Source organism: Salipiger sp. PrR003, from assembly GCF_010500785.1.
Lineage (GTDB): Bacteria > Pseudomonadota > Alphaproteobacteria > Rhodobacterales > Rhodobacteraceae > Salipiger > Salipiger pacificus_A.
Genome location: NZ_JAAGOV010000065.1, coordinates 137,695 through 155,529 on the forward strand (window position 1 = coordinate 137,695; position 17,835 = coordinate 155,529).

A 17,835-nucleotide genomic window follows, 5' to 3' on the forward strand; every position below is an offset into this window, starting at 1 on the left:
ATGTCCTATCTCGGCATCGACCTCGGGACCTCCGGCCTCCGGGCGCTGCTCTGCGACGCGGCCGGGGTGCCCGTCGCCAGCGCCGAGCGCCATTATGAGGCGCGCCACCCGCATCCCGGCTGGTCCGAGCAAGACCCTTCCGACTGGATTGCCGCGCTCGAGGGGGCGTTGAGCGAGCTGCGCGATCACCCGGCCTGGGCAGGGCTGCGCGGCATCGGCGTCGCGGGGCACATGCACGGCGCGGTCCTGTTGGGGCCAGATGACGCGGTGCTGCGCCCCTGCATCCTCTGGAACGACACCCGCGCCTTTGCCGAGGCCGCGCAGCTCGATGCCATCCCGGCGTTCCGCGCGCTCTCGGGCAATATCGTCTTTCCCGGCTTCACCGCGCCCAAGCTCGAATGGGTGCGCGCGCATGAGCCCGAGATCTTTTCGCAGGTCGCCAAGGTGCTGCTGCCGGCGGCCTATCTCAACCTCTACCTGACCGGCGATCACGTGGCCGACATGTCCGACAGCGCCGGCAGTGCCTGGCTCGACACCGGCGCGCGCGACTGGTCCGAGACGTTGCTCGAGGCCGGGCACATGGCACGCGCGCAGATGCCCCGGCTGGTCGAGGGGTGCGCGGCGGCCGGCCGCCTGCGCCCGGCGCTGGCGCAGGCCTGGGGGCTCGGCCCGCAGGTCACCGTCGCTGGCGGGGCAGGCGACAATGCGGCCGCGGCCTGCGGCACCGGCGCGCTCGACGAGGGGCAGGGGTTCGTTTCGCTGGGCACCTCGGGCGTGCTGCTCGCGGCGCGCAGCGGCTACCACCCGCTGCCCGGCAGTGCGCTGCACACCTTCTGCCATGCGGTGCCGGGGCGCTGGTACCAGATGGGGGTGATGCTCTCCTGCACCGACAGCCTCAACTGGCTCGCCCGCATTGCGGGGATGCGGCCCGCCGAGTTGACCGCGCCCCTGGGCGAGGCGCTGCAGCCGCCGGGCCGGGTGCGCTTCCTGCCGTATCTGTCGGGGGAGCGCACGCCGCACAACGATGCCATGATCCGCGGCGCCTTTACCGGGCTCGGCGCCGAGACCGGGCGAGACGACATGACCCGTGCGGTGCTCGAGGGCGTCGCCTTCGGATTGCGCGACAGCGCCGAGGCGTTGCGCGGTGCCAAGGCGGAGCTCGGCCACCTGCTGGCGATCGGCGGCGGCAGCCGCTCTCGGTACTGGCTGCGACTCATCGCGACGGTTCTGAACATGCCGCTGCACCTGCCGGCTTCGGGAGAGTTCGGCGCCGCACTCGGCGCCGCCCGGCTCGGCCAGCTCGCCGCCACCGGCGCCGCGCCCGAAGAGGTGATCACCCCGCCCGCCACCGCCGAGGTGATCGAGCCCGTGGCCGAGCTGGTGGACGCCTATGAGGCCGCATACCGTCGCTTCGGCCCGGCCTATCGGGTGATCCGCGAGATCCAGTGACCGCCCGGTCAGGCGTTTCCTTCCGCGCAAGACGATCCCCGCCGGAGCCGCAAGGGGCGGCGGGGACGGGTACTGCACCTCTGGAAGCGGAGCCTCAGATCACCCGCACCTGTGTGCCCACCGGGCAGAGCTGGAACAGCTCGGCGATCTTCTCGTTGTAGAGCCCGATGCAGCCGTCCGACGAGGGGCGGCCGATCTTGCGGGTGTCATGGGTGCCGTGGATGATGTAGGCGGGCCAGCTGAGGTACATGGCATGCGTGCCGAGCGGGTTCTCGGGGCCGGGGCCGATCGGCTTCCAATCCGGGTAGCGTTCCATCTGCGAGGCGGTCGGGGTCCAGGACGGGCCGACCTTCTTGCGCACGATCGATGTGTAGCCGCGCTTGGTCAGCTCCTCGGTCAGGGGCACCGAGGTTGGGTAGGCGCGGTAATCGCCGCCGTCCGAATTCCAGTAGTGCAGGGTGCGCGAGGCGGTATCGGCAACGAGCGTGGCCTTGCCCAGCGTGTCGAAATGGTCGCGCCAGTCCTGCCGCACCCAGCTCGAGGCGTTGCGGCGCGAGGCGCCCTGCGCGTGCAGCAGCGCGGGGGTGGCCAGCAGCGAGGCGGCGGCGAAGGAGCCGCGCAGGGCGGCGCGGCGGGTCAGCGAGGGGCTCATCTTGGTCTCCTGTCTTGTGGCGGGGGTATGCCCCGTCCTTGCCGCGTGAGACCGGCCCCTGCTTAACCGAAGCTTAAGCTTTCACCGCCGCCTGCCGCGCCTCACGCGAATGCGATCCCGCGTGGGCACTTGTCGCGGATCAGGCGCCGCTGTCCACGACATCGCCGCTCATCGACAGCATGTCAGAGGGCGGCACGGTCCCTTCGCCGGAGCGCTCCGCGGGCAGGACCACGACCTTGGTGCCCTTGGGGGTGTTCTCGTAGAGGTGGAGCGAATCCTGGTTGAACATGCGGATACAGCCCGAGGAGGTGGCATGGCCGACGGTCCAGGGCGAGGGGGTGCCGTGGATCCGGTAGAGCGTGTCGCGGCCGCCCTTGTAAAGGTAGAGCGCGCGCGCGCCGAGCGGGTTCTCGAGCCCGCCCGGAAGCCCGTTTGCCAGCGGCTTGTAGGTCTCGGGCTCACGTCGGATCATGTTGGCGGTCGGCGTCCAGTTGGGCCAGTGACGTTTCAGCGCCACATTGGCATTGCCGGAAAAGGCCAGGCCCTCGGCGCCCACGGCGACCGAGTAGCGCATGGCCGTGTTGCCCTCCTGGACCTGGTACAGCCAGCGCGCGCCGGGATCGACGATGATCGTGCCGGGCTTCTCGTCGGACCAGTAGTCGACCACCTGGCGCTTCTTCTCCTCGGTCAGGTACTTGTCTTCGATCGCCGGGATGGTGATGTCGCCGTCCTGGACTTCGGCATACATCATCCGGGTCTCGTCGGTGATCGCGCCGGGCGTGTTGGGCGGCAGGGCAGAGGTGGTGGCGCAGGCCGACAGCAGGCCGAAGAGGCTCAGCGAAAGGGCGGCGAGGGGGAGGCGTCGTGTAAGGCGGCCGGAGAGGGTGTCTGTCATCTGGCGGGTCCGTTGCTCTTGGAATTGGGGCGCAGGGCGGCTGCGCGCCGGGGTGCGTGTGGCGCAGCGAGGGGCGCGGCGTCACGTCGATGGGACGGAAGTAGGGTGAATTCGGCGGTTGTCCGCTGGCCGGTGCCAGCCTGTGGCGGGCGGGCAACAGGAAAAGCGTCTGCGCGCGCGGCGCGCTGCTGGGGAAAGGCTCTGGGACACATCGGAGGCAACTAGGAATTGGTGCTTAAGTAAGTCTTAAGGTTGACCAGCGAGCCCGCCCGCGCAAGGAGGTTTCATGCGCATCTTGATCGTCGAGGATGACCCTGTGCTTTCCGAGGGACTCTCGGTCGGCCTCGGCCTGTCCGGTTTCACCGCCGACGCCGTGGCCACGCTGGGCGACGCGCGCGCGGCGCTAGCGGACTCGGACTTCGCCGGTCTGGTGCTCGACCTGATGCTGCCCGATGGCTCGGGTCTGGAGCTGCTCTCGGAGATCCGCCGGGGCGGCTCGGAGTTGCCGGTGCTGCTGCTCACCGCCCGCGACCAGGTGCGCGACCGGATCGAGGGGCTGGATGCCGGGGCCGACGACTACCTCGGAAAGCCCTTCGACCTGCACGAGCTGGCGGCGCGGCTGCGCGCCATCCTGCGCCGCGCCGAGGGTCGCGCGGCGTCGGTTCTGCGCTGGAACGGGCTCGAGCTCGACCCCTCGCGGATGCGCGGTGAGTTCAACGGCGCGCCGCTCAGCTTCTCGCGCCGCGAGTTCGCCGTGCTGCACGCGCTGATGGAACGCCCTGGGCAGATCCTGTCGAAGTCGGCACTGGAAGAGCGGCTCTACGGCTGGCAGGAGGAGATCGAAAGCAACACCGTCGAGGTCCATGTCCACCACCTGCGCGCCAAGCTCGGGCGCAGGTTCATCGAGACGGTGCGGGGCCTTGGCTACCGCGTCGCCGCCGAGGGATGAGCCGCATGTCGCTGCGCCTTCGCCTTTTCCTGATCCTCGCCCTGGCGACCGGCGCGATCTGGTTCTCGGCGGTGATCTGGATCGAGCATTCCACCCGCGCGCAGGTGACCCGCGTGCTCGACGCGCGGCTGGCCGAGGCGGCGCGGATGGTCTCGTCGCTGCTCGAGGATCGGCGCATTGCCATGGCCGGAGACGGCGCGCCGGTGGCGATTCCGCTCGATCCGCACGGTGATTACGCCCATCAGCTGTCGTGCCAGATCTGGTCGCTGCAGGGCACGCTGGTCGGCCAGTCCGAGGGCGCGCCGCAGGTCCAGCTCACCGGGGCGCAGGGCACGGGCTATTCGCAGAGCACCGTCGGCGGCGAGACCTGGCGCGTCTACACCGTCGAGAACCCCGCGCTCGGGGTTCGGGTCATGGTGGGCGACAGCCTCGGGGTGCGCGATCGTCTGGTCTCGGGGGTGATCGAGGGACTGCTGCTGCCCATGGCGCTGATCCTGCCGCTGCTGGCGGCGGCGCTCTGGGTGAGCCTGGGGCGCGGGCTGGCGCCGATGCACCGGCTGGCCGAGGCGCTGCGTCTGCGCAGCCCTTCCGATCTTTCGCCGTTGCCAGCCGGACCGGTGCCCGCCGAGATGCGCCCGATGCGCGGCGCGCTCGACGATCTCTTCGCCCGGCTCGCCAAGGCGCGCGAGGCCGAGCGCGACTTCACCGCCTTTGCCGCGCACGAGCTGAAGACGCCTCTGGCGGGCCTGCGGACGCAGGCGCAGATCGCCCGCATTGCCCCCGACGAGGCCACGCGCAGCCGCGCGCTGCGGAGCATCGAGCGCTCGGTGGACCGCACCGACCGGCTGGTGCGGCAGCTGCTGGAACTCTCGGCGGTCGAGCGCGAGGGCGCGGCGGCGGAGCGAGTGGATCTCGGGCAGCTCAGCGCCGAGATCTGCGCCGATCTTGCCCCCCTGGCCGAGACGCGCGGCGTTGCGCTGATCTGTGACATTCCCCAAGGCAGCGAGCAGACGCTGCCTGCCAGCGGCTTCCTGCTGCACACCGCCCTGCGCAACCTTGTGGAGAACGCCCTGCAGGCGTCGTCCGAGGGCGGCAAGGTTCGGATATCGCGGCGCGGCGCGGTGCTCTTGGTCGAGGACGACGGTCCGGGCATCCCCGAGACCCTGCGCGCCCGCGCCTGCGAGCGCTTCGTGCGCGGCACCCAGGGCGGCGACGGCAGCGGCCTGGGGCTCGCCATTGCCCGCGCGGCGATGGAGCGGCTCGGCGGAGGGCTCGAGCTGCCGCCGAGCGCCGGGCAGGGCCAGCGGGCCGAGCTGCACCTGCCGAGCGCCTGATCTTCCTTGCCGCACATGGCATGTGCGCGGCAGGGGGCTGTCGCGCCGCCGCCGGGCGCCCTAGATTGCGCTCCAAGACAAGGAGAGTGCAATGGAACTCGGACTTTACACATTCGGCGACGTGGGCAAGAATCCGGTCACCGGCGAGACGGTGGACGCGGCAAAACGGCTGCAGAACCTGATGGAAGAGATCGAGCTCGCCGACCAGGTCGGGCTCGATGTCTTCGGCCTCGGCGAGCATCACCGCCCGAATTACGCCATCTCGTCGCCCGCCACGGTGCTGGCCGGCGCGGCGCGCACCACGAAGACCATCAAGCTCAGCTCGGCGGTCACGGTGCTCAGTTCGGACGATCCGATCCGCGTCTACCAGCAGTATGCGACGCTCGACAACCTGACCGGCGGGCGGGCCGAGATCATGGTCGGACGGGGCAGTTTCATCGAGAGCTTCCCGCTCTTTGGCTATGATCTCGACGACTACAACGAGCTGTTCGAGGAAAAGCTGCAGATGCTGCTCGCCATCAACGAGCAGGAACGGCTGGCCTGGCCGGGCACCGCGCATACGCCCAAGGTCGAGGGGCTCGGGGTCTACCCGCGTTCCGCGCAGGACAAGCTGCCGATCTGGATTGCGGCGGGGGGCACACCGCAGAGCATGGTGCGCGCCGGCGCGCTGGGGGCGCCGCTGGCCCTGGCGATCATCGGCGGTCAGCCGCGCCGCTTCAAGCCGCTGGCCGACCTCTATCGCAAGGCCGCCGCGCAGACCGGTCACGCCGAGCAGGCGCGTGTCTCGCTCAACGTGCATGGCTTCGTTGGCGAGGACAGCAAGAAGGCCGCCGACCTGTTCTTCCCGGCGCAGAAGCAGGTGATGGACCAACTCGGCCGCGAGCGCGGATGGCCGCCGCAGAGCCGCGCGCAATACGACGAGAGCATGAGCGCAGAGGGGTCGATGTTCGTCGGCAGCCCGGCGCAGCTGGTCGACAAGATCCTCGGGCTGCGCGAGGACCTCGGGTTCGACCGGGTGACCATCCAGATGGCCATCGGTGTCATCGAACACGCCGAGATGCTGAAGGCGATCGAGGTGCTGGGCACGAAGGTCGCCCCCGAGTTGCGCAAGGCGGGCTGACCGCTGCGACCCCGGCACCGGTGGCGTGATTTGCTGCCGGTGCAACACCGCCCTGCCTTCGGCGCGCTTGATTTGCCGCGCCGGGGCCTCTAGGTAACTTGCCCGAGAGAGGACGACCTCCCCCATACCGGGACAGCAGACGGGACGGCCCGACGCCATGGAGAGTGTCATGCGCAGCCGGTCCGATCGTATTCGTCACGCCCTCAGCTTCGAGCTGCTCGGCCTTGCCCTCGTCACCCCGCTTGGAGCCTGGGCCTTTGATCGCGACATGCACGAGATCGGTCTCGTCGCGCTGGTCTGCGCCACCGTGGCGACGGGGTGGAACTACGTCTACAACCTGCTCTTTGATCTGTGGATGAGCCGCCGTTATGGCCACACGCGGAAGAGCGTTCTTCTGCGCGTCGGGCACGCGGTGCTGTTCGAGCTTGGCCTGCTGGTGGCGCTGGCGCCCTATATCGCCTGGGAACTGGGGGTGAGCCTTGGCCATGCCCTGGTCATGGACATGGGCTTTGCTGGCTTTTACCTGGTCTATGCCTTCGTCTTCAACTGGCTCTACGATCTCGTCTTCCCGATCCCGCAGGCCCGGGCCGAGGCGCGCGGCTGAGGCGGTCGCCGTCGTGCCGCTCCAAGCCTTCCTCTCCGCAAGACTACTCTAGAGCGCCGCGCATCACGCGGCGGGGCGGCCCGCCTCGACCCGGCGGGGAGGACGCTACTTCGACCTACAGCGCGCAGCTGTCCTCTGCTTCGGTACAAAGCGGCGCGGGCGCGGGTGCGGGGTTTTGCGCGCGGGCGCCCTGGTAGGCACCAAAGACGGCAAGGGCCACCAGCGCCCCCAACTGGATAAGGGTTGTTCGTTTCATTTTTCTGCCTCGTCCGGGAAAGTCGGGGTCGTTGCCCCAGTCCCTTTGTTGCTCCCTCAGATGGAGAGCTTTCCGCCAGAATACAGCAGGGTGCGGACAGGCCGGTGTCGCGATTGCGACGTGAGCGCAGAGTTTTGCTCAAATCCTGAGTATTTGCGCGAAAATCCGGCAGAGTGTGGCTTTGATGTCACGTATTTGCGCCTGACGTTGCGCCAGAACACCAAAAACCGCCCGGAGCGCGGAGCTCCGGGCGGTCAATTTGCGACAGGTTGTCCAAGCGGCGTGGCCCGGGGGCGGGCCGCCGCGACGATATCAGGAGGCGGCGAGGTCGCGCAGCACGTAGTGCAGCACGCCGCCGTGCTCGACGTATTCCTTCTCGATCGCCGTATCGATGCGGCACTTGAGCTGGATGGTCTTGGTCGAGCCGTCCTTGAAGGTGATGGTGCAGGGCACCTCGGCCAGCGGGGTCACCGTGTCGAGCCCCTCGATGCTCACCGTTTCCTCGCCGGTCAGGCCCAGCGACTTGCGGGTGTCGCCGCCGGTGAACTCGAAGGGGATGACCCCCATGCCGACGAGGTTGGAGCGATGGATACGCTCGAAGCTCTCGGCGATCACTGCCTTGACGCCCAGAAGGGCCGTGCCCTTGGCTGCCCAGTCCCGCGAGGAGCCGGCGCCGTAGAGCTCGCCGCCGAAGATCACCAGCGGCGTGCCCTGATCCTGATAGGCCATGGCCGCCTCGTAGATCGAGGTCTGCTGGCCATCGGGGCCCTTGGTGTAGCCGCCTTCGACGCCGTCGAGCATCTCGTTCTTGATGCGGATGTTGGCGAAGGTGCCGCGCATCATCACCTCGTGGTTGCCGCGGCGCGAGCCATAGGAGTTGAACTCGCGCACGGGCACCTGGTGCTCGACAAGGTACTGGCCGGCCGGGGTGCTTTCCTTGAACGAACCGGCGGGCGAGATGTGGTCGGTGGTGATCATGTCGCCAAGCACGGCAAGGATGCGCGCGCCCTCGATGTTGGTGATCACGCCCGGATCCTTGGACATGCCCTGGAAGTAGGGCGGGTTCTGCACGTAGGTCGAGGTCGGCGGCCAGTCATAGGTCTCGCCGCCCTTCACCTCCACGCCTTGCCACCTTTCGTCGCCCTTGAAGACGTCGGCGTATTTCTCCTGGAACGCCTTGCGGGTCACGGTTTTCTCGACCAGTTCGGCGATCTCGGCATTCGAGGGCCAGATGTCTTTGAGGTAGACGTCGTTGCCGTCCTTGTCCTGGCCGATCACATCGGTCGCGATGTTGACGTTCATGTCGCCCACCAGCGCGTAGGCCACGACCAGCGGCGGCGAGGCGAGGTAGTTGGCGCGCACGTCGGGCGAAATGCGGCCCTCGAAGTTGCGGTTGCCCGAGAGCACCGAGGTGGCGATCAGGTCGTAGTCGTTGATCGCCTTGGAGATCGGCGCATCGAGCGGACCGGAGTTGCCGATACAGGTCGTGCAGCCGTAGCCGACAAGGTTGAAGCCCACGGCGTCGAGATCTTCCTGCAGCCCCGCGGCCTCGAGGTATTCCGAGACGACCTGCGAGCCCGGGGCCAGCGAGGTTTTCACCCAGGGCTTGCGATTGAGCCCCAGTTCTCGTGCCTTGCGCGCGACGAGACCGGCGCCGATCATCACGTAGGGGTTCGAAGTGTTGGTGCAGGAGGTGATCGAGGCGATCACGATCGAGCCGTCGTGCAGCTGGTAGGCATTGTCGTCGGACTTGTACCAGCCTTTCTTATGGTGGCCCTCGTCACCGGGGACGTCGCGCGGCTCGGGAGCGCCGCCTTCGCCTTCCCAGCGCACTTCGGCATTGGCCGAGGCATCCTTGCCGTCGCGCACGCCCTTCACATACTCGCCGAAGGCGGTCGCCGCGCTGTCGAGCGCAATGTAATCCTGCGGGCGTTTCGGCCCGGAGATGGCGGGCACGATGGTGCCCATGTCGAGCTCGAGCGTGTCGGTGTAGATCGGATCGTAGTCCGCGCCGCGCCAGAAGCCGTTCTCCTTGGCATAGGCTTCGACCAGCGCGATGCGGTCCTTGTCGCGGCCGGTCTGCTCGAGGTAGCGCAGGGTCTCGGCGTCGATCGGGAAGAAGCCGCAGGTGGCGCCGTATTCGGGCGCCATGTTGGCGATGGTGGCGCGCTGCGCCAGCGGCAAGTTGTCGAGCCCGTCGCCGTAGAATTCCACGAACTTGCTGACCACGCCCTTGGCGCGCAGCATCTCGACGACCTTAAGCACGAGGTCGGTGCCGGTGGTGCCTTCCATCATCTCGCCGGTCAGCTTGAAGCCGACGACCTCGGGGATGAGCATGGAAATGGGCTGACCCAGCATCGCGGCCTCGGCCTCGATGCCGCCAACGCCCCAGCCCAGAACGGCGGCGCCGTTGACCATGGTGGTGTGGCTGTCGGTGCCGACCAGCGTGTCGGGGTAGGCGACCTCGGTGCCGGTCTGGTCTTCATCGGTCCAGACGGTCTGCGCAAGGTACTCGAGGTTCACCTGGTGGCAGATGCCCGTGCCCGGCGGCACCACGCGGAAGTTGTTGAAGGCGGATTGCCCCCACTTGAGAAACTCGTAGCGCTCGATGTTGCGCTCATACTCGCGGTCGACGTTCATCTGGAAGGCGCGCGGATTGCCGAACTCGTCGATCATCACCGAGTGGTCGATGACCAGATCCACCGGGTTCAGCGGGTTGATCTTCTGCGGATCGCCCCCCAGCGCCTTGATGCCATCGCGCATGGCGGCCAGATCGACCACCGCCGGAACGCCGGTGAAATCCTGCATCAGCACGCGGGCCGGACGGTAGGCGATCTCGCGGGGGTTCTTGCCGCCCTGCTTGCCCCATTCGGAAAAGGCCTTGATGTCGTCCACCGAGACGGTCTTGCCGTCTTCGAAGCGGAGCATGTTTTCGAGCACCACCTTGAGCGCTGCGGGAAGATTTGCGAAGTCGCCGAGCCCGGCAGCCTCTGCCGCGGGGATCGAGTAATAGGCGATGGTCTTGCCATTCACCTCGAGCGTCTTGCGCGTCTTGGATGTATCCTGACCAACCGTGATGGGCATGTGTGGCTCCCTCTTCTTGGGTGGAGAAAAACTGGGTCGCTACCGGGTAGATGGCGCAGAGACCATGTTGGATCAAGTCCGTAGGGATATAAATTGTATTCGATGGTATACATCTGCCGAAAAACCACCATCACCCGCTCTCGCAAAACCTTGATTGGTTATTTCAATGAGGGTTTTGTACCCCAATTGGGGAAAAGCTACGGGGAAAGCTGGCCAGATGATCCGACTCACGACTTGGATGGCGCCCATAGCCATGCTGCTTTCCGTCAGCGTGGCGCAGGCGCAGCAGGACACGCCGGTCCTCGTCGAGCTCTTCACTTCGCAGGGCTGCGCCGCCTGTCCGCCCGCCGATGCCGTGCTCTCGGAGCTGAGCGGGCGCGACGATGTCATCCCGCTCGCGCTGCATGTGGACTACTGGGATTACATCGGCTGGAAGGACGATTTCGCCGATCCGGCCTTTACCAAGCGCCAGAAGGGATATGCCCGCGCCGCCGGCCGCCGCTCGCTCTACACGCCGCAGATGATCGTGGCGGGCCGCTACGACGTCGTCGGCTCGCGCCCGATGAAGGTGGTGGATGCGATCCGCGCCGCCGCCAAGACCCCGCCTCCGGTGAAGCTGCTGCTGGCGCGCGACGGTGACACGCTGGTGATCCGCGCCGAGCCGCTGGCTCCCTTGCCGCCCGAGACGGTGGTGCATCTGGTGCGCTACGCGCCGGAAAAGACGGTGGACATCGAGGATGGCGAGAACGCCGGGCTCGAGATGACCTACACCAATATCGCGCATGGCTGGCAGGTGATCGGCAGCTGGGACGGGCAAGGCGCCTACGAGACCTCGGTGCCGCTGGAGGGCGACGATCCGGCGGTGGTGCTGGTGCAGGAGCCGCCCTTCGGCCCGGTGCTGGCCGCCGCGCGCTGGCGCGACTGAGCCGCGCCAGCAAAGGCACCGTCCGCGACCTCAGGCCGCGCCTTCACTTCCCATGAACATCAGGTCCGGTCCGCTGCCGTCCGGCGCGACGAGGCAGCGCCAGGGGGCGCCGTTTGTGCCGACCCGCATGTAGATCGCGGTGGCCGCCTCGGAGGTTTCGCTGCCCACGACCATGACACCGCCCTCGGTCTGCGCCTCGAGCGCGGACTGGCATGACGACACCGCGGCGTTGGTCACCTCGGGGGCCATGGTTTCGATGAAGGGCGGTCCGCCCGGAGCGGCGGGCATCGGCGCGCTGGCAGAGGGGGTGGCGGTACCGTCGCAGGCGGCGACGAGCGTGATCGCGGCAAGCACGGCTGCTGACCTGATGAATGGCATGTAAGGGGTCCTCGAAATTTTCTGAACAATGGCAGTGCCGAAGCTTAGGGCTTGCCTTGTTCGGCGATCAAGAGGCCGCTGGGAGCTTCACCTGCCGTCCTGCTGTCGCGCGCGTTTTTCCGCTCGCTTGCGCTGGCGCTTCGGCTTCCAGCGGCGGTGAATCCAGAACCATTGACCGGGGTCCGCCTCGATCCGCGCCTCGAGCCTCCGGGTGACCTCGCGCATCATCTCGACCGGATCTCCATGCGGGATCGGTGCCTCGAAGACCGCTTCGAAGTTCACCCCGTCGGGTTTGCGGATGCCGAAAAACGGCACGAAAAGCGCGCCGGTCTTCACCGCGATTTCGGCGGCAGAGGTCAGCGTGGGGGCGGGCTGGCCGAGGAAATCGATGGGCACGCCCGCGCTGTCGTAGACGTCGAAGAGCAGCACGCCCATGCCGCCGCCGCGGATGTGTTTGAGCAGCCCCATGGTGCCGCGCCGGCCCTGCTCGAAGACCGGATCGCTGAGCGCGTGCATGTTGGCGGCGTAATGCTCGTTGAAAAAAGGATTGGCCATGGGCCGGTAGAGCCCGCCGATGCGCCAGCCGCGGGCGACCAGCGCGGCGCGCGGCGCCTCGAAGTTGCCGTAGTGGCCGGTGACGAAGAGGATCGGCTTGCCCTCGGCTTGCGCGGCCTCGATGGCTGCAACGCCCTCGCCGGTGACCGGCGTGTGCTTCATGCGCTCGAGCAGCCCCGCAACGTCGTAATTCTCGATCATCGTGCGCCCGGCGTTCTGCGCCACCTCGCGGGCGATGCGGCGGCGCTCGTCCTCGGGCATCTCGGGCCAGACGTGGGCGAGGTTTGCCATGGCGCGGTCCCGGTAGCCGGTCAGCGGGGCGAGCACGCGCGAGACCAATGTTGCCATCATCCGGCCGCGGAGCGTGGCGGGCAGCAGCAGCGCGAGCCGGATCATCGCCCGCAGCGCCTTGTCGGACAGGAAATCGCCCATGCCGCCGCGGTCCTGCACGGTCGCCTTGGCCGGGGTCGCGCCATCGTCTTTTGCTGGCCTATGTGTCGTGCCCTTGGTCACATCCCGCTCCGCTGGTCTGAGCGGCAGACTTAAGCCGAGGATGCGCGCGGCACAAGTTCCGGGACTAGTCCTCGTCGTCCTCGTCCGACTTCAGCTCGATCTCTCCGACGCTGACCAGCTCGCGGATGGCGCTGACCACGGCGTTCATCGCGGCCTCTCCCTTCTTGCCCTTGACGCTCATGCCAGCCGCGTCCTCGCGGAGCGCGGAAGCCATGCGTTTTGACATGTTTTCAAGCAGGTATTCGGCGGCGGGCAGATCGGCCTCGGAGCTGGCGGCGGCGATGGCGACGGTGAGATCTTCGGGGGCCACGTCGCGAGTGATCTTCGGCACGTCCTGCTTGCGCAGCCGCGAGGGGATGTCGGCGAAAGTAAAGATCGCGCGGCGCACCGCTTCGGCGAAATCCCTGTCGGTCTCTTCCAGCCCCTCGAGCACCTCGTCACGCTTGGCCGAGGCGGCGTAGTTGAGGATCGCGCCCACCCGCTCGTCGGCGCGCTTGGCGAAGGCCCGGGGTGGCTCGGCGTCGAGCTGGGCGGCGAGGCTCAGGCCAATGCGGTCCACCGCCTCGGGCGAGATGCCCGCGGTCATCGATACGGCATAGGTGATGCGCCGGGCGCGGTCGCCGGGCATCTGCGCAAGCACGGCGGCGGCCTTGGCGGTGTTGATCTTCGAGAGCATGACCGCGGCCACCTCGATCGCCTCGGCGCCGGCGATGGCGGCGATGCGCTCCTCTGGCAGGGCACCGATGCGCTCCCAGGGATCGCCGCTCTGGCGCACGCCCGCTTCCTTGCGCAGCCGTGCGGCGGTGCGGGCGCTGATCTTGCCCTCGAGCGCGGAAAGCGCCCCCGCCATGTCGCCGGGAAAGGAGAGGCCAACGCCGTCGAGTTCCTCGGAGAACTCCTCGACCACGGCGTTGAGCGTGGCGCGGTCGATGTAGCGCATGCGCCCGAGCTGCAGCGTCAGCTCGGCCTGCAGATCCTCGGGCAGGGCGGAGAGCGGCACATCCGCCCCCTCGTTGAGCAGGAACTGCACGATGATCGCCGCCTTGGCGCGTCGCGACAGCGGACGCCGCCCGCCGGCAGGCGCGAGATCGGACGGGGAAGGCAGCTGCGACATGGCGGGACATCCGGGCTCTTGCTGCTGCCAGAGCTAGCGCAGCGAGGTTAATGATCCCTCATTCCCACACGGAAAAGGGCAACCTCGGCGGGCTGCCCTTCGACGTGGGATCGGATGTGCGGGCTCTGCGGTCAGCCCGAGACGACCTTGCAGGTGCCGGTGGCGGAATCGTATTCCGATCCGGCTGCGCAGGTCATCTTGGCCTCGTTGTGATAGCTGCAGTCCGCCCAGGCAACGAGCGGGGCGGCGACGAGAGCCGCGGCAGTCAGCAGGGTCTTGATCGTCATGCGTCGTCCTCCGTGGTGACTGGGCAGAAGGCTACCACGGCTTGCCTCATCGGCCAAAACGAAACGGGCCGGCGCCTTTGCTCACGTTTCCGCGAGCGTGGCGCCGGCCCTTGCGTTCAGGTCCAGATATCCCGGTCCGGGGCAGAAGCCCCGCACGCCTTGGCAGGATCAGCTCTCGCCGAAGACCCGGCGGAAGATCGTGTCCACGTGCTTGGTGTGATAGCCCATGTCGAATTTCTCGTTGATCTGCTCGACGCCGAGCGCCTTGACCACATCCTCGTCCGCCAGCAGTTGCTCGCGGAAATCGACGCGCTCTTCCCAGACCTTCAGCGCGTTGCGCTGGACCATGGAATAGGCATCCTCGCGGCTCACGCCTGCCTGTGTCAGCGCCAGCAGCACGCGCTGGCTCATCACGAGGCCGGGGAACTTGTTCATGTTGTCGAGCATGTTCTGCGGGTAGATGATCATCTTGTCGACCACGCCCGCGAGGCGGTTCAGCGCGAAGTCGAGGGTGATGGTCGCATCCGGGCCAATGCCGCGCTCGACCGAGCTGTGCGAGATGTCGCGCTCGTGCCAGAGGGCAACATTCTCCATCGCCGGGATGACGGTCATCCGCACGAGACGGGCGAGGCCGGTCAGGTTCTCGGTCAGCACCGGGTTCTTCTTGTGCGGCATCGCCGAGGAGCCCTTTTGGCCCATCGAGAAGAACTCTGCGCCTTCGAGCACCTCGGTGCGCTGCATGTGGCGGATCTCGATGGCGACGTTCTCGATCGAGCTGGCGATGACGCCGAGCGTGGCGAAGAACATGGCGTGGCGGTCGCGGGGGATCACCTGGGTCGAGATCGGCTCGGGGCGCAGGCCCAGCTTTTCGCAGACGTGCTCTTCAACCGCCGGGTCGATGTTGGCGAAGGTGCCGACTGCGCCCGAGATCGCTCCGGTGGCGATCTCGTACCGGGCTTTCTCGAGGCGGTTCTTGTTGCGGTCCATCTCGGCGTAGAAGCGCGCGAAGGTCAGGCCCATGGTGGTCGGTTCGGCATGGATGCCGTGGCTGCGGCCGACGCGGACGGTCATCTTGTGCTCGAAGGCACGCTTCTTGAGCGCGGCCAGCACCTTGTCCATGCCGGTCAGCAGGATGTCGGCGGCGCGCACCAGCTGCACGTTGAGGCAGGTGTCGAGCACGTCCGAGGAGGTCATGCCCTGGTGTACGAAGCGCGCTTCTTCACTGCCGACATGCTCGGCGAGGTGGGTCAGGAAGGCGATGACGTCATGCTTGGTGACGGCCTCGATCTCGTCGATGCGGGCGACGTCGAATTCCACGTCCTTGGCCTTCCAGACGGCCTCGGCGTTTTCCTTGGGGATCACCCCCAGCTCGGCCATGGCGTCGCAGGCATGCGCCTCGATCTCGTACCAGATGCGGAACTTGGTGGCAGGTTCCCAGATGGCGGTCATCTCGGGGCGGGCGTAGCGGGGGATCATCGGCTAACCTTCCGTCTTGTGCAGGGCAGACGCGGGCGTCATAGGGCGGAAGTCGCGCGGCGGCAAGACCGGTGACGGCGCCGCGGGGTCGGGGCGTGGCGCCGGTGCCCTTCGGGACTGTCGGGTGATGGCGCCCCGGCGGGCTCTGCCCCCTCGGCAGCGCAAACTCCCCGAGGGTATTTCTCGTCTGGAAGAAGCGCGGGCGTGCGGGCCGCGACGGGGGTCAACTCAGCTGGTCTAGGCGCGCGCGCAGGTGTTCGAGCACATGCACGCGGATCGCCGAGGCAAGGCCCGCCTCGACACCACGTCCGGCGTCTATCTCGGTGGCGAGCGCGTTCAGGGTCTTGCCCTCGGCCTCGGCAAGGCGTCGGAACTCGTCCCAGAACGGCGTCTCCAGCGACACAGATGTGCGGTGACCACGGATGGTGAGAGAGTGCTTGACCGGGCGGCCCGTCATGTCTCGGGCTTCTCGTCGCCCGGAGCGTCCAGCCGGTGACCCTCGAGCGCGCGCGCGGATTTCGCGGCCTCGGCGGCCTCGTGCTGCTTCTCGGCCTTGCTGCGTCCGTGGCGCGCGGAATTCTCGTCGGCCTGCGCGCGTTTCTCGGCGCGGGCGCGGTCCTTGCGGAAGCGGTTGAGGTTGATCACGTTGGTCATGGCTGGGAAGAATAGCGTGGCGCCGCAGAGCGGCAATGGCCAAGGCGGAAAAGCCGGGCAGGGTGGAGCGGCTTGGCGCGGCGCGCAGAAAAACGGGGCCACGCGGGCCCCGTTCTCGATCTCGTTCAGGGAGGGATCAGCCCTTCGGGCCGATCATGTCCTCGGGGCGCACGATGCGGTCGAAGGTTTCCTCGTCGACGAAGCCGAGGGCGATCGCCTCTTCCTTCAGCGTGGTGCCGTTCTTATGCGCGGTCTTGGCGACCTTGGTGGCATTGTCGTAGCCAATGGTCGGCGCCAGCGCCGTCACCAGCATCAGCGATTCCTTCATCAGCTTTTCGATGCGCGCGGTGTTGGCCTGCGTGCCGACCACCATGTTGTCGGTGAAGGCCGAGGCGCTGTCGCCGAGCAGCTGCATGGACTGCAGCACGTTGTAGCTCATCATCGGGTTGTAGACGTTGAGCTCGAAGTGACCCTGGCTGCCGGCGAAGCCGACGGCGGCGTCATTGCCCATGACATGGGCGCAGACCATGGTCAGCGCTTCTGCCTGGGTCGGGTTGACCTTACCGGGCATGATCGACGAGCCGGGCTCGTTTTCCGGCAGGATCAGCTCGCCCAGACCCGAGCGCGGGCCGGAGCCCAGCAGGCGCATGTCGTTGGCGATCTTGAACAGCGAGGCCGCCACGGTCTTCAGCGCGCCCGAGAACATCACCATCGCGTCATGCGCGGCGAGCGCCTCGAACTTGTTGGGGGCGGTGACGAAGGGCAGGTCGGTGATCTCGGCCATGTTCTTCGCGACCATCTCGGCCCAGCCCTTCTGGGTGTTGAGCCCGGTGCCCACGGCGGTGCCGCCCTGCGCCAGCTCGTAGATGTCGCCGAGGCAGGCCTCGACCCGCTCGATGCCCTTTTTCACCTGATGCGCATAGCCGCCGAATTCCTGGCCCAGCGTCAGCGGGGTGGCATCCTGCGTGTGGGTGCGGCCGATCTTGATGATGTCCTTGAACTCTTCGGACTTCGCCTCGAGCGCGGCGTGCAGCTTGCGCAGGCCGGGCAGAAGCACGTCACGTGCCTGCATGGCGATGCCCACGTGCATTGCGGTCGGGAAGGTGTCGTTGGACGACTGGCCCATGTTGCAGTGATCGTTCGGGTGCACAGGCTTTTTAGAGCCCATCTCGCCGCCCAGCATCTCGATGGCGCGGTTGCTGATCACCTCGTTGGCGTTCATGTTCGACTGGGTGCCCGAGCCGGTCTGCCAGACCACCAGCGGGAAGTTGTCGTCGAACTTGCCCTCGATGACCTCACCGGCGGCGGCAATGATCGCGTCGGCGACCTCGGCCTCCATGGTCCCCAGTTCCTTGTTGGCCATGGCGCAGGCCTTTTTCACCACGCCGAGCGCGCGGATGATCGGAACCGGCTGCTTCTCCCAGCCGATGGGAAAGTTCATGATCGACCGCTGGGTCTGTGCGCCCCAGTACTTGTCGGCGGGAACCTCGAGCGGGCCGAAGCTGTCGGTCTCGGTGCGGGTGTTGGCCATCTGTGCCTCCTGCAAAGCATACCATTGTGTGCCGTTTAGCCGCCTCCCGGTCCGGGGGC

General features: G+C 67.5%; 18 protein-coding genes. 6 read left to right on the forward strand and 12 right to left on the reverse strand.

The features are described 5' to 3' along the window. Positions 1–1,449, forward strand: a complete 1,449-nt coding sequence (gene xylB, locus G0D83_RS23110) for a xylulokinase (RefSeq protein ID WP_164196965.1) — start codon at positions 1–3, stop codon at positions 1,447–1,449. Between the two features lie 94 nt (positions 1,450–1,543). On the opposite strand, the gene G0D83_RS23115 is transcribed toward xylB, so the two are convergent. Beyond that, complete coding sequence (locus tag G0D83_RS23115; protein WP_108965725.1) at positions 1,544–2,101, reverse strand: L,D-transpeptidase; 558 nt, start codon at positions 2,099–2,101, stop codon at positions 1,544–1,546. A 139-nt stretch (positions 2,102–2,240) separates the two neighbouring features. Next, positions 2,241–2,996, reverse strand: coding sequence for a L,D-transpeptidase (locus G0D83_RS23120; RefSeq protein WP_164196966.1), 756 nt, complete (start codon positions 2,994–2,996; stop codon positions 2,241–2,243). Positions 2,997–3,282: 286 nt separating this feature from the next. Between G0D83_RS23120 and G0D83_RS23125 the strand changes: the two genes are divergently transcribed. The 4 genes from G0D83_RS23125 (at position 3,283) to G0D83_RS23140 (ending at position 7,003) form a co-directional block, all read left to right on the forward strand. Continuing rightward, a complete protein-coding gene (locus G0D83_RS23125; RefSeq protein ID WP_164196967.1) occupies positions 3,283–3,945 on the forward strand; it encodes a response regulator transcription factor in 663 nt (220 codons plus the stop codon). A gap of 5 nt (positions 3,946–3,950) precedes the next feature. Then, on the forward strand, positions 3,951–5,279 hold the full coding sequence (locus tag G0D83_RS23130; RefSeq protein ID WP_164196968.1) for an ATP-binding protein: 1,329 nt from the start codon (positions 3,951–3,953) through the stop codon (positions 5,277–5,279). 91 nt (positions 5,280–5,370) lie between these two features. Then, positions 5,371–6,399, forward strand: a complete 1,029-nt coding sequence (locus G0D83_RS23135) for an LLM class flavin-dependent oxidoreductase (RefSeq protein WP_164196969.1) — start codon at positions 5,371–5,373, stop codon at positions 6,397–6,399. A 169-nt stretch (positions 6,400–6,568) separates the two neighbouring features. Beyond that, positions 6,569–7,003, forward strand: coding sequence for a PACE efflux transporter (locus G0D83_RS23140; protein WP_164196970.1), 435 nt, complete (start codon positions 6,569–6,571; stop codon positions 7,001–7,003). Positions 7,004–7,118: 115 nt separating this feature from the next. Here the strand turns inward: G0D83_RS23140 and G0D83_RS23145 are convergent, their stop codons facing one another. Continuing rightward, a complete protein-coding gene (locus tag G0D83_RS23145; RefSeq protein ID WP_164196971.1) occupies positions 7,119–7,259 on the reverse strand; it encodes a hypothetical protein in 141 nt (46 codons plus the stop codon). A 312-nt stretch (positions 7,260–7,571) separates the two neighbouring features. Then, the gene (acnA, locus tag G0D83_RS23150; protein ID WP_164196972.1) at positions 7,572–10,343 is read right to left on the reverse strand and encodes an aconitate hydratase AcnA; all 2,772 of its coding nucleotides are present in this window, start codon (positions 10,341–10,343) and stop codon (positions 7,572–7,574) included. A gap of 217 nt (positions 10,344–10,560) precedes the next feature. Between acnA and G0D83_RS23155 the strand changes: the two genes are divergently transcribed. Continuing rightward, positions 10,561–11,268, forward strand: coding sequence for a thioredoxin family protein (locus G0D83_RS23155; RefSeq protein WP_164196973.1), 708 nt, complete (start codon positions 10,561–10,563; stop codon positions 11,266–11,268). A 30-nt stretch (positions 11,269–11,298) separates the two neighbouring features. Here the strand turns inward: G0D83_RS23155 and G0D83_RS23160 are convergent, their stop codons facing one another. The 8 genes from G0D83_RS23160 to fumC all read right to left on the reverse strand — a co-directional run bounded on the left by G0D83_RS23160 (position 11,299) and on the right by fumC (position 17,776). Beyond that, complete coding sequence (locus tag G0D83_RS23160; RefSeq protein ID WP_108965712.1) at positions 11,299–11,646, reverse strand: hypothetical protein; 348 nt, start codon at positions 11,644–11,646, stop codon at positions 11,299–11,301. 87 nt (positions 11,647–11,733) lie between these two features. Then, positions 11,734–12,633 carry a lysophospholipid acyltransferase family protein gene (locus tag G0D83_RS23165; RefSeq protein ID WP_164197051.1) on the reverse strand — a complete coding sequence of 300 codons (900 nt, stop codon included), beginning with the start codon at positions 12,631–12,633 and terminating at the stop codon, positions 11,734–11,736. A gap of 145 nt (positions 12,634–12,778) precedes the next feature. Further along, positions 12,779–13,828, reverse strand: a complete 1,050-nt coding sequence (locus G0D83_RS23170) for a flagellar motor switch protein FliG (RefSeq protein WP_164196974.1) — start codon at positions 13,826–13,828, stop codon at positions 12,779–12,781. A gap of 131 nt (positions 13,829–13,959) precedes the next feature. Next, positions 13,960–14,115: an adenylosuccinate lyase gene (locus G0D83_RS23175; protein WP_164196975.1), complete on the reverse strand. Its 156-nt coding sequence runs from the start codon at positions 14,113–14,115 to the stop codon at positions 13,960–13,962. Positions 14,116–14,283: 168 nt separating this feature from the next. Further along, on the reverse strand, positions 14,284–15,591 hold the full coding sequence (gene purB / locus G0D83_RS23180) for an adenylosuccinate lyase (protein WP_164196976.1): 1,308 nt from the start codon (positions 15,589–15,591) through the stop codon (positions 14,284–14,286). Positions 15,592–15,814: 223 nt separating this feature from the next. Next, entirely contained in the window at positions 15,815–16,048 is a 234-nt protein-coding gene (locus G0D83_RS23185; RefSeq protein WP_108965703.1) for a ribbon-helix-helix domain-containing protein, read from the reverse strand. After that, the gene (locus tag G0D83_RS23190) at positions 16,045–16,245 is read right to left on the reverse strand and encodes a DUF4169 family protein (protein WP_164196977.1); all 201 of its coding nucleotides are present in this window, start codon (positions 16,243–16,245) and stop codon (positions 16,045–16,047) included. Before G0D83_RS23190 ends, G0D83_RS23185 begins: the two co-directional genes overlap by 4 nt. 136 nt (positions 16,246–16,381) lie before the next feature. Then, a complete protein-coding gene (gene fumC, locus G0D83_RS23195) occupies positions 16,382–17,776 on the reverse strand; it encodes a class II fumarate hydratase (protein ID WP_164196978.1) in 1,395 nt (464 codons plus the stop codon). Positions 17,777–17,835: the final 59 nt, after the last annotated feature.

Bases quoted from the DNA above. Each gene is read 5' to 3' on its own strand.
- xylB (WP_164196965.1), top strand. From the start codon at position 1: ATGTCCTATCTCGGCATCGACCTCGGGACCTCCGGCCTCCGGGCGCTG.
- G0D83_RS23115 (WP_108965725.1), bottom strand. From the start codon at position 2,101: ATGAGCCCCTCGCTGACCCGCCGCGCCGCCCTGCGCGGCTCCTTCGCC.
- G0D83_RS23120 (WP_164196966.1), bottom strand. From the start codon at position 2,996: ATGACAGACACCCTCTCCGGCCGCCTTACACGACGCCTCCCCCTCGCC.
- G0D83_RS23125 (WP_164196967.1), top strand. From the start codon at position 3,283: ATGCGCATCTTGATCGTCGAGGATGACCCTGTGCTTTCCGAGGGACTC.
- G0D83_RS23130 (WP_164196968.1), top strand. From the start codon at position 3,951: ATGTCGCTGCGCCTTCGCCTTTTCCTGATCCTCGCCCTGGCGACCGGC.
- G0D83_RS23135 (WP_164196969.1), top strand. From the start codon at position 5,371: ATGGAACTCGGACTTTACACATTCGGCGACGTGGGCAAGAATCCGGTC.
- G0D83_RS23140 (WP_164196970.1), top strand. From the start codon at position 6,569: ATGCGCAGCCGGTCCGATCGTATTCGTCACGCCCTCAGCTTCGAGCTG.
- G0D83_RS23145 (WP_164196971.1), bottom strand. From the start codon at position 7,259: ATGAAACGAACAACCCTTATCCAGTTGGGGGCGCTGGTGGCCCTTGCC.
- acnA (WP_164196972.1), bottom strand. From the start codon at position 10,343: ATGCCCATCACGGTTGGTCAGGATACATCCAAGACGCGCAAGACGCTC.
- G0D83_RS23155 (WP_164196973.1), top strand. From the start codon at position 10,561: ATGATCCGACTCACGACTTGGATGGCGCCCATAGCCATGCTGCTTTCC.
- G0D83_RS23160 (WP_108965712.1), bottom strand. From the start codon at position 11,646: ATGCCATTCATCAGGTCAGCAGCCGTGCTTGCCGCGATCACGCTCGTC.
- G0D83_RS23165 (WP_164197051.1), bottom strand. From the start codon at position 12,633: ATGGGCGATTTCCTGTCCGACAAGGCGCTGCGGGCGATGATCCGGCTC.
- G0D83_RS23170 (WP_164196974.1), bottom strand. From the start codon at position 13,828: ATGTCGCAGCTGCCTTCCCCGTCCGATCTCGCGCCTGCCGGCGGGCGG.
- G0D83_RS23175 (WP_164196975.1), bottom strand. From the start codon at position 14,115: ATGACGATCAAGACCCTGCTGACTGCCGCGGCTCTCGTCGCCGCCCCG.
- purB (WP_164196976.1), bottom strand. From the start codon at position 15,591: ATGATCCCCCGCTACGCCCGCCCCGAGATGACCGCCATCTGGGAACCT.
- G0D83_RS23185 (WP_108965703.1), bottom strand. From the start codon at position 16,048: ATGACGGGCCGCCCGGTCAAGCACTCTCTCACCATCCGTGGTCACCGC.
- G0D83_RS23190 (WP_164196977.1), bottom strand. From the start codon at position 16,245: ATGACCAACGTGATCAACCTCAACCGCTTCCGCAAGGACCGCGCCCGC.
- fumC (WP_164196978.1), bottom strand. From the start codon at position 17,776: ATGGCCAACACCCGCACCGAGACCGACAGCTTCGGCCCGCTCGAGGTT.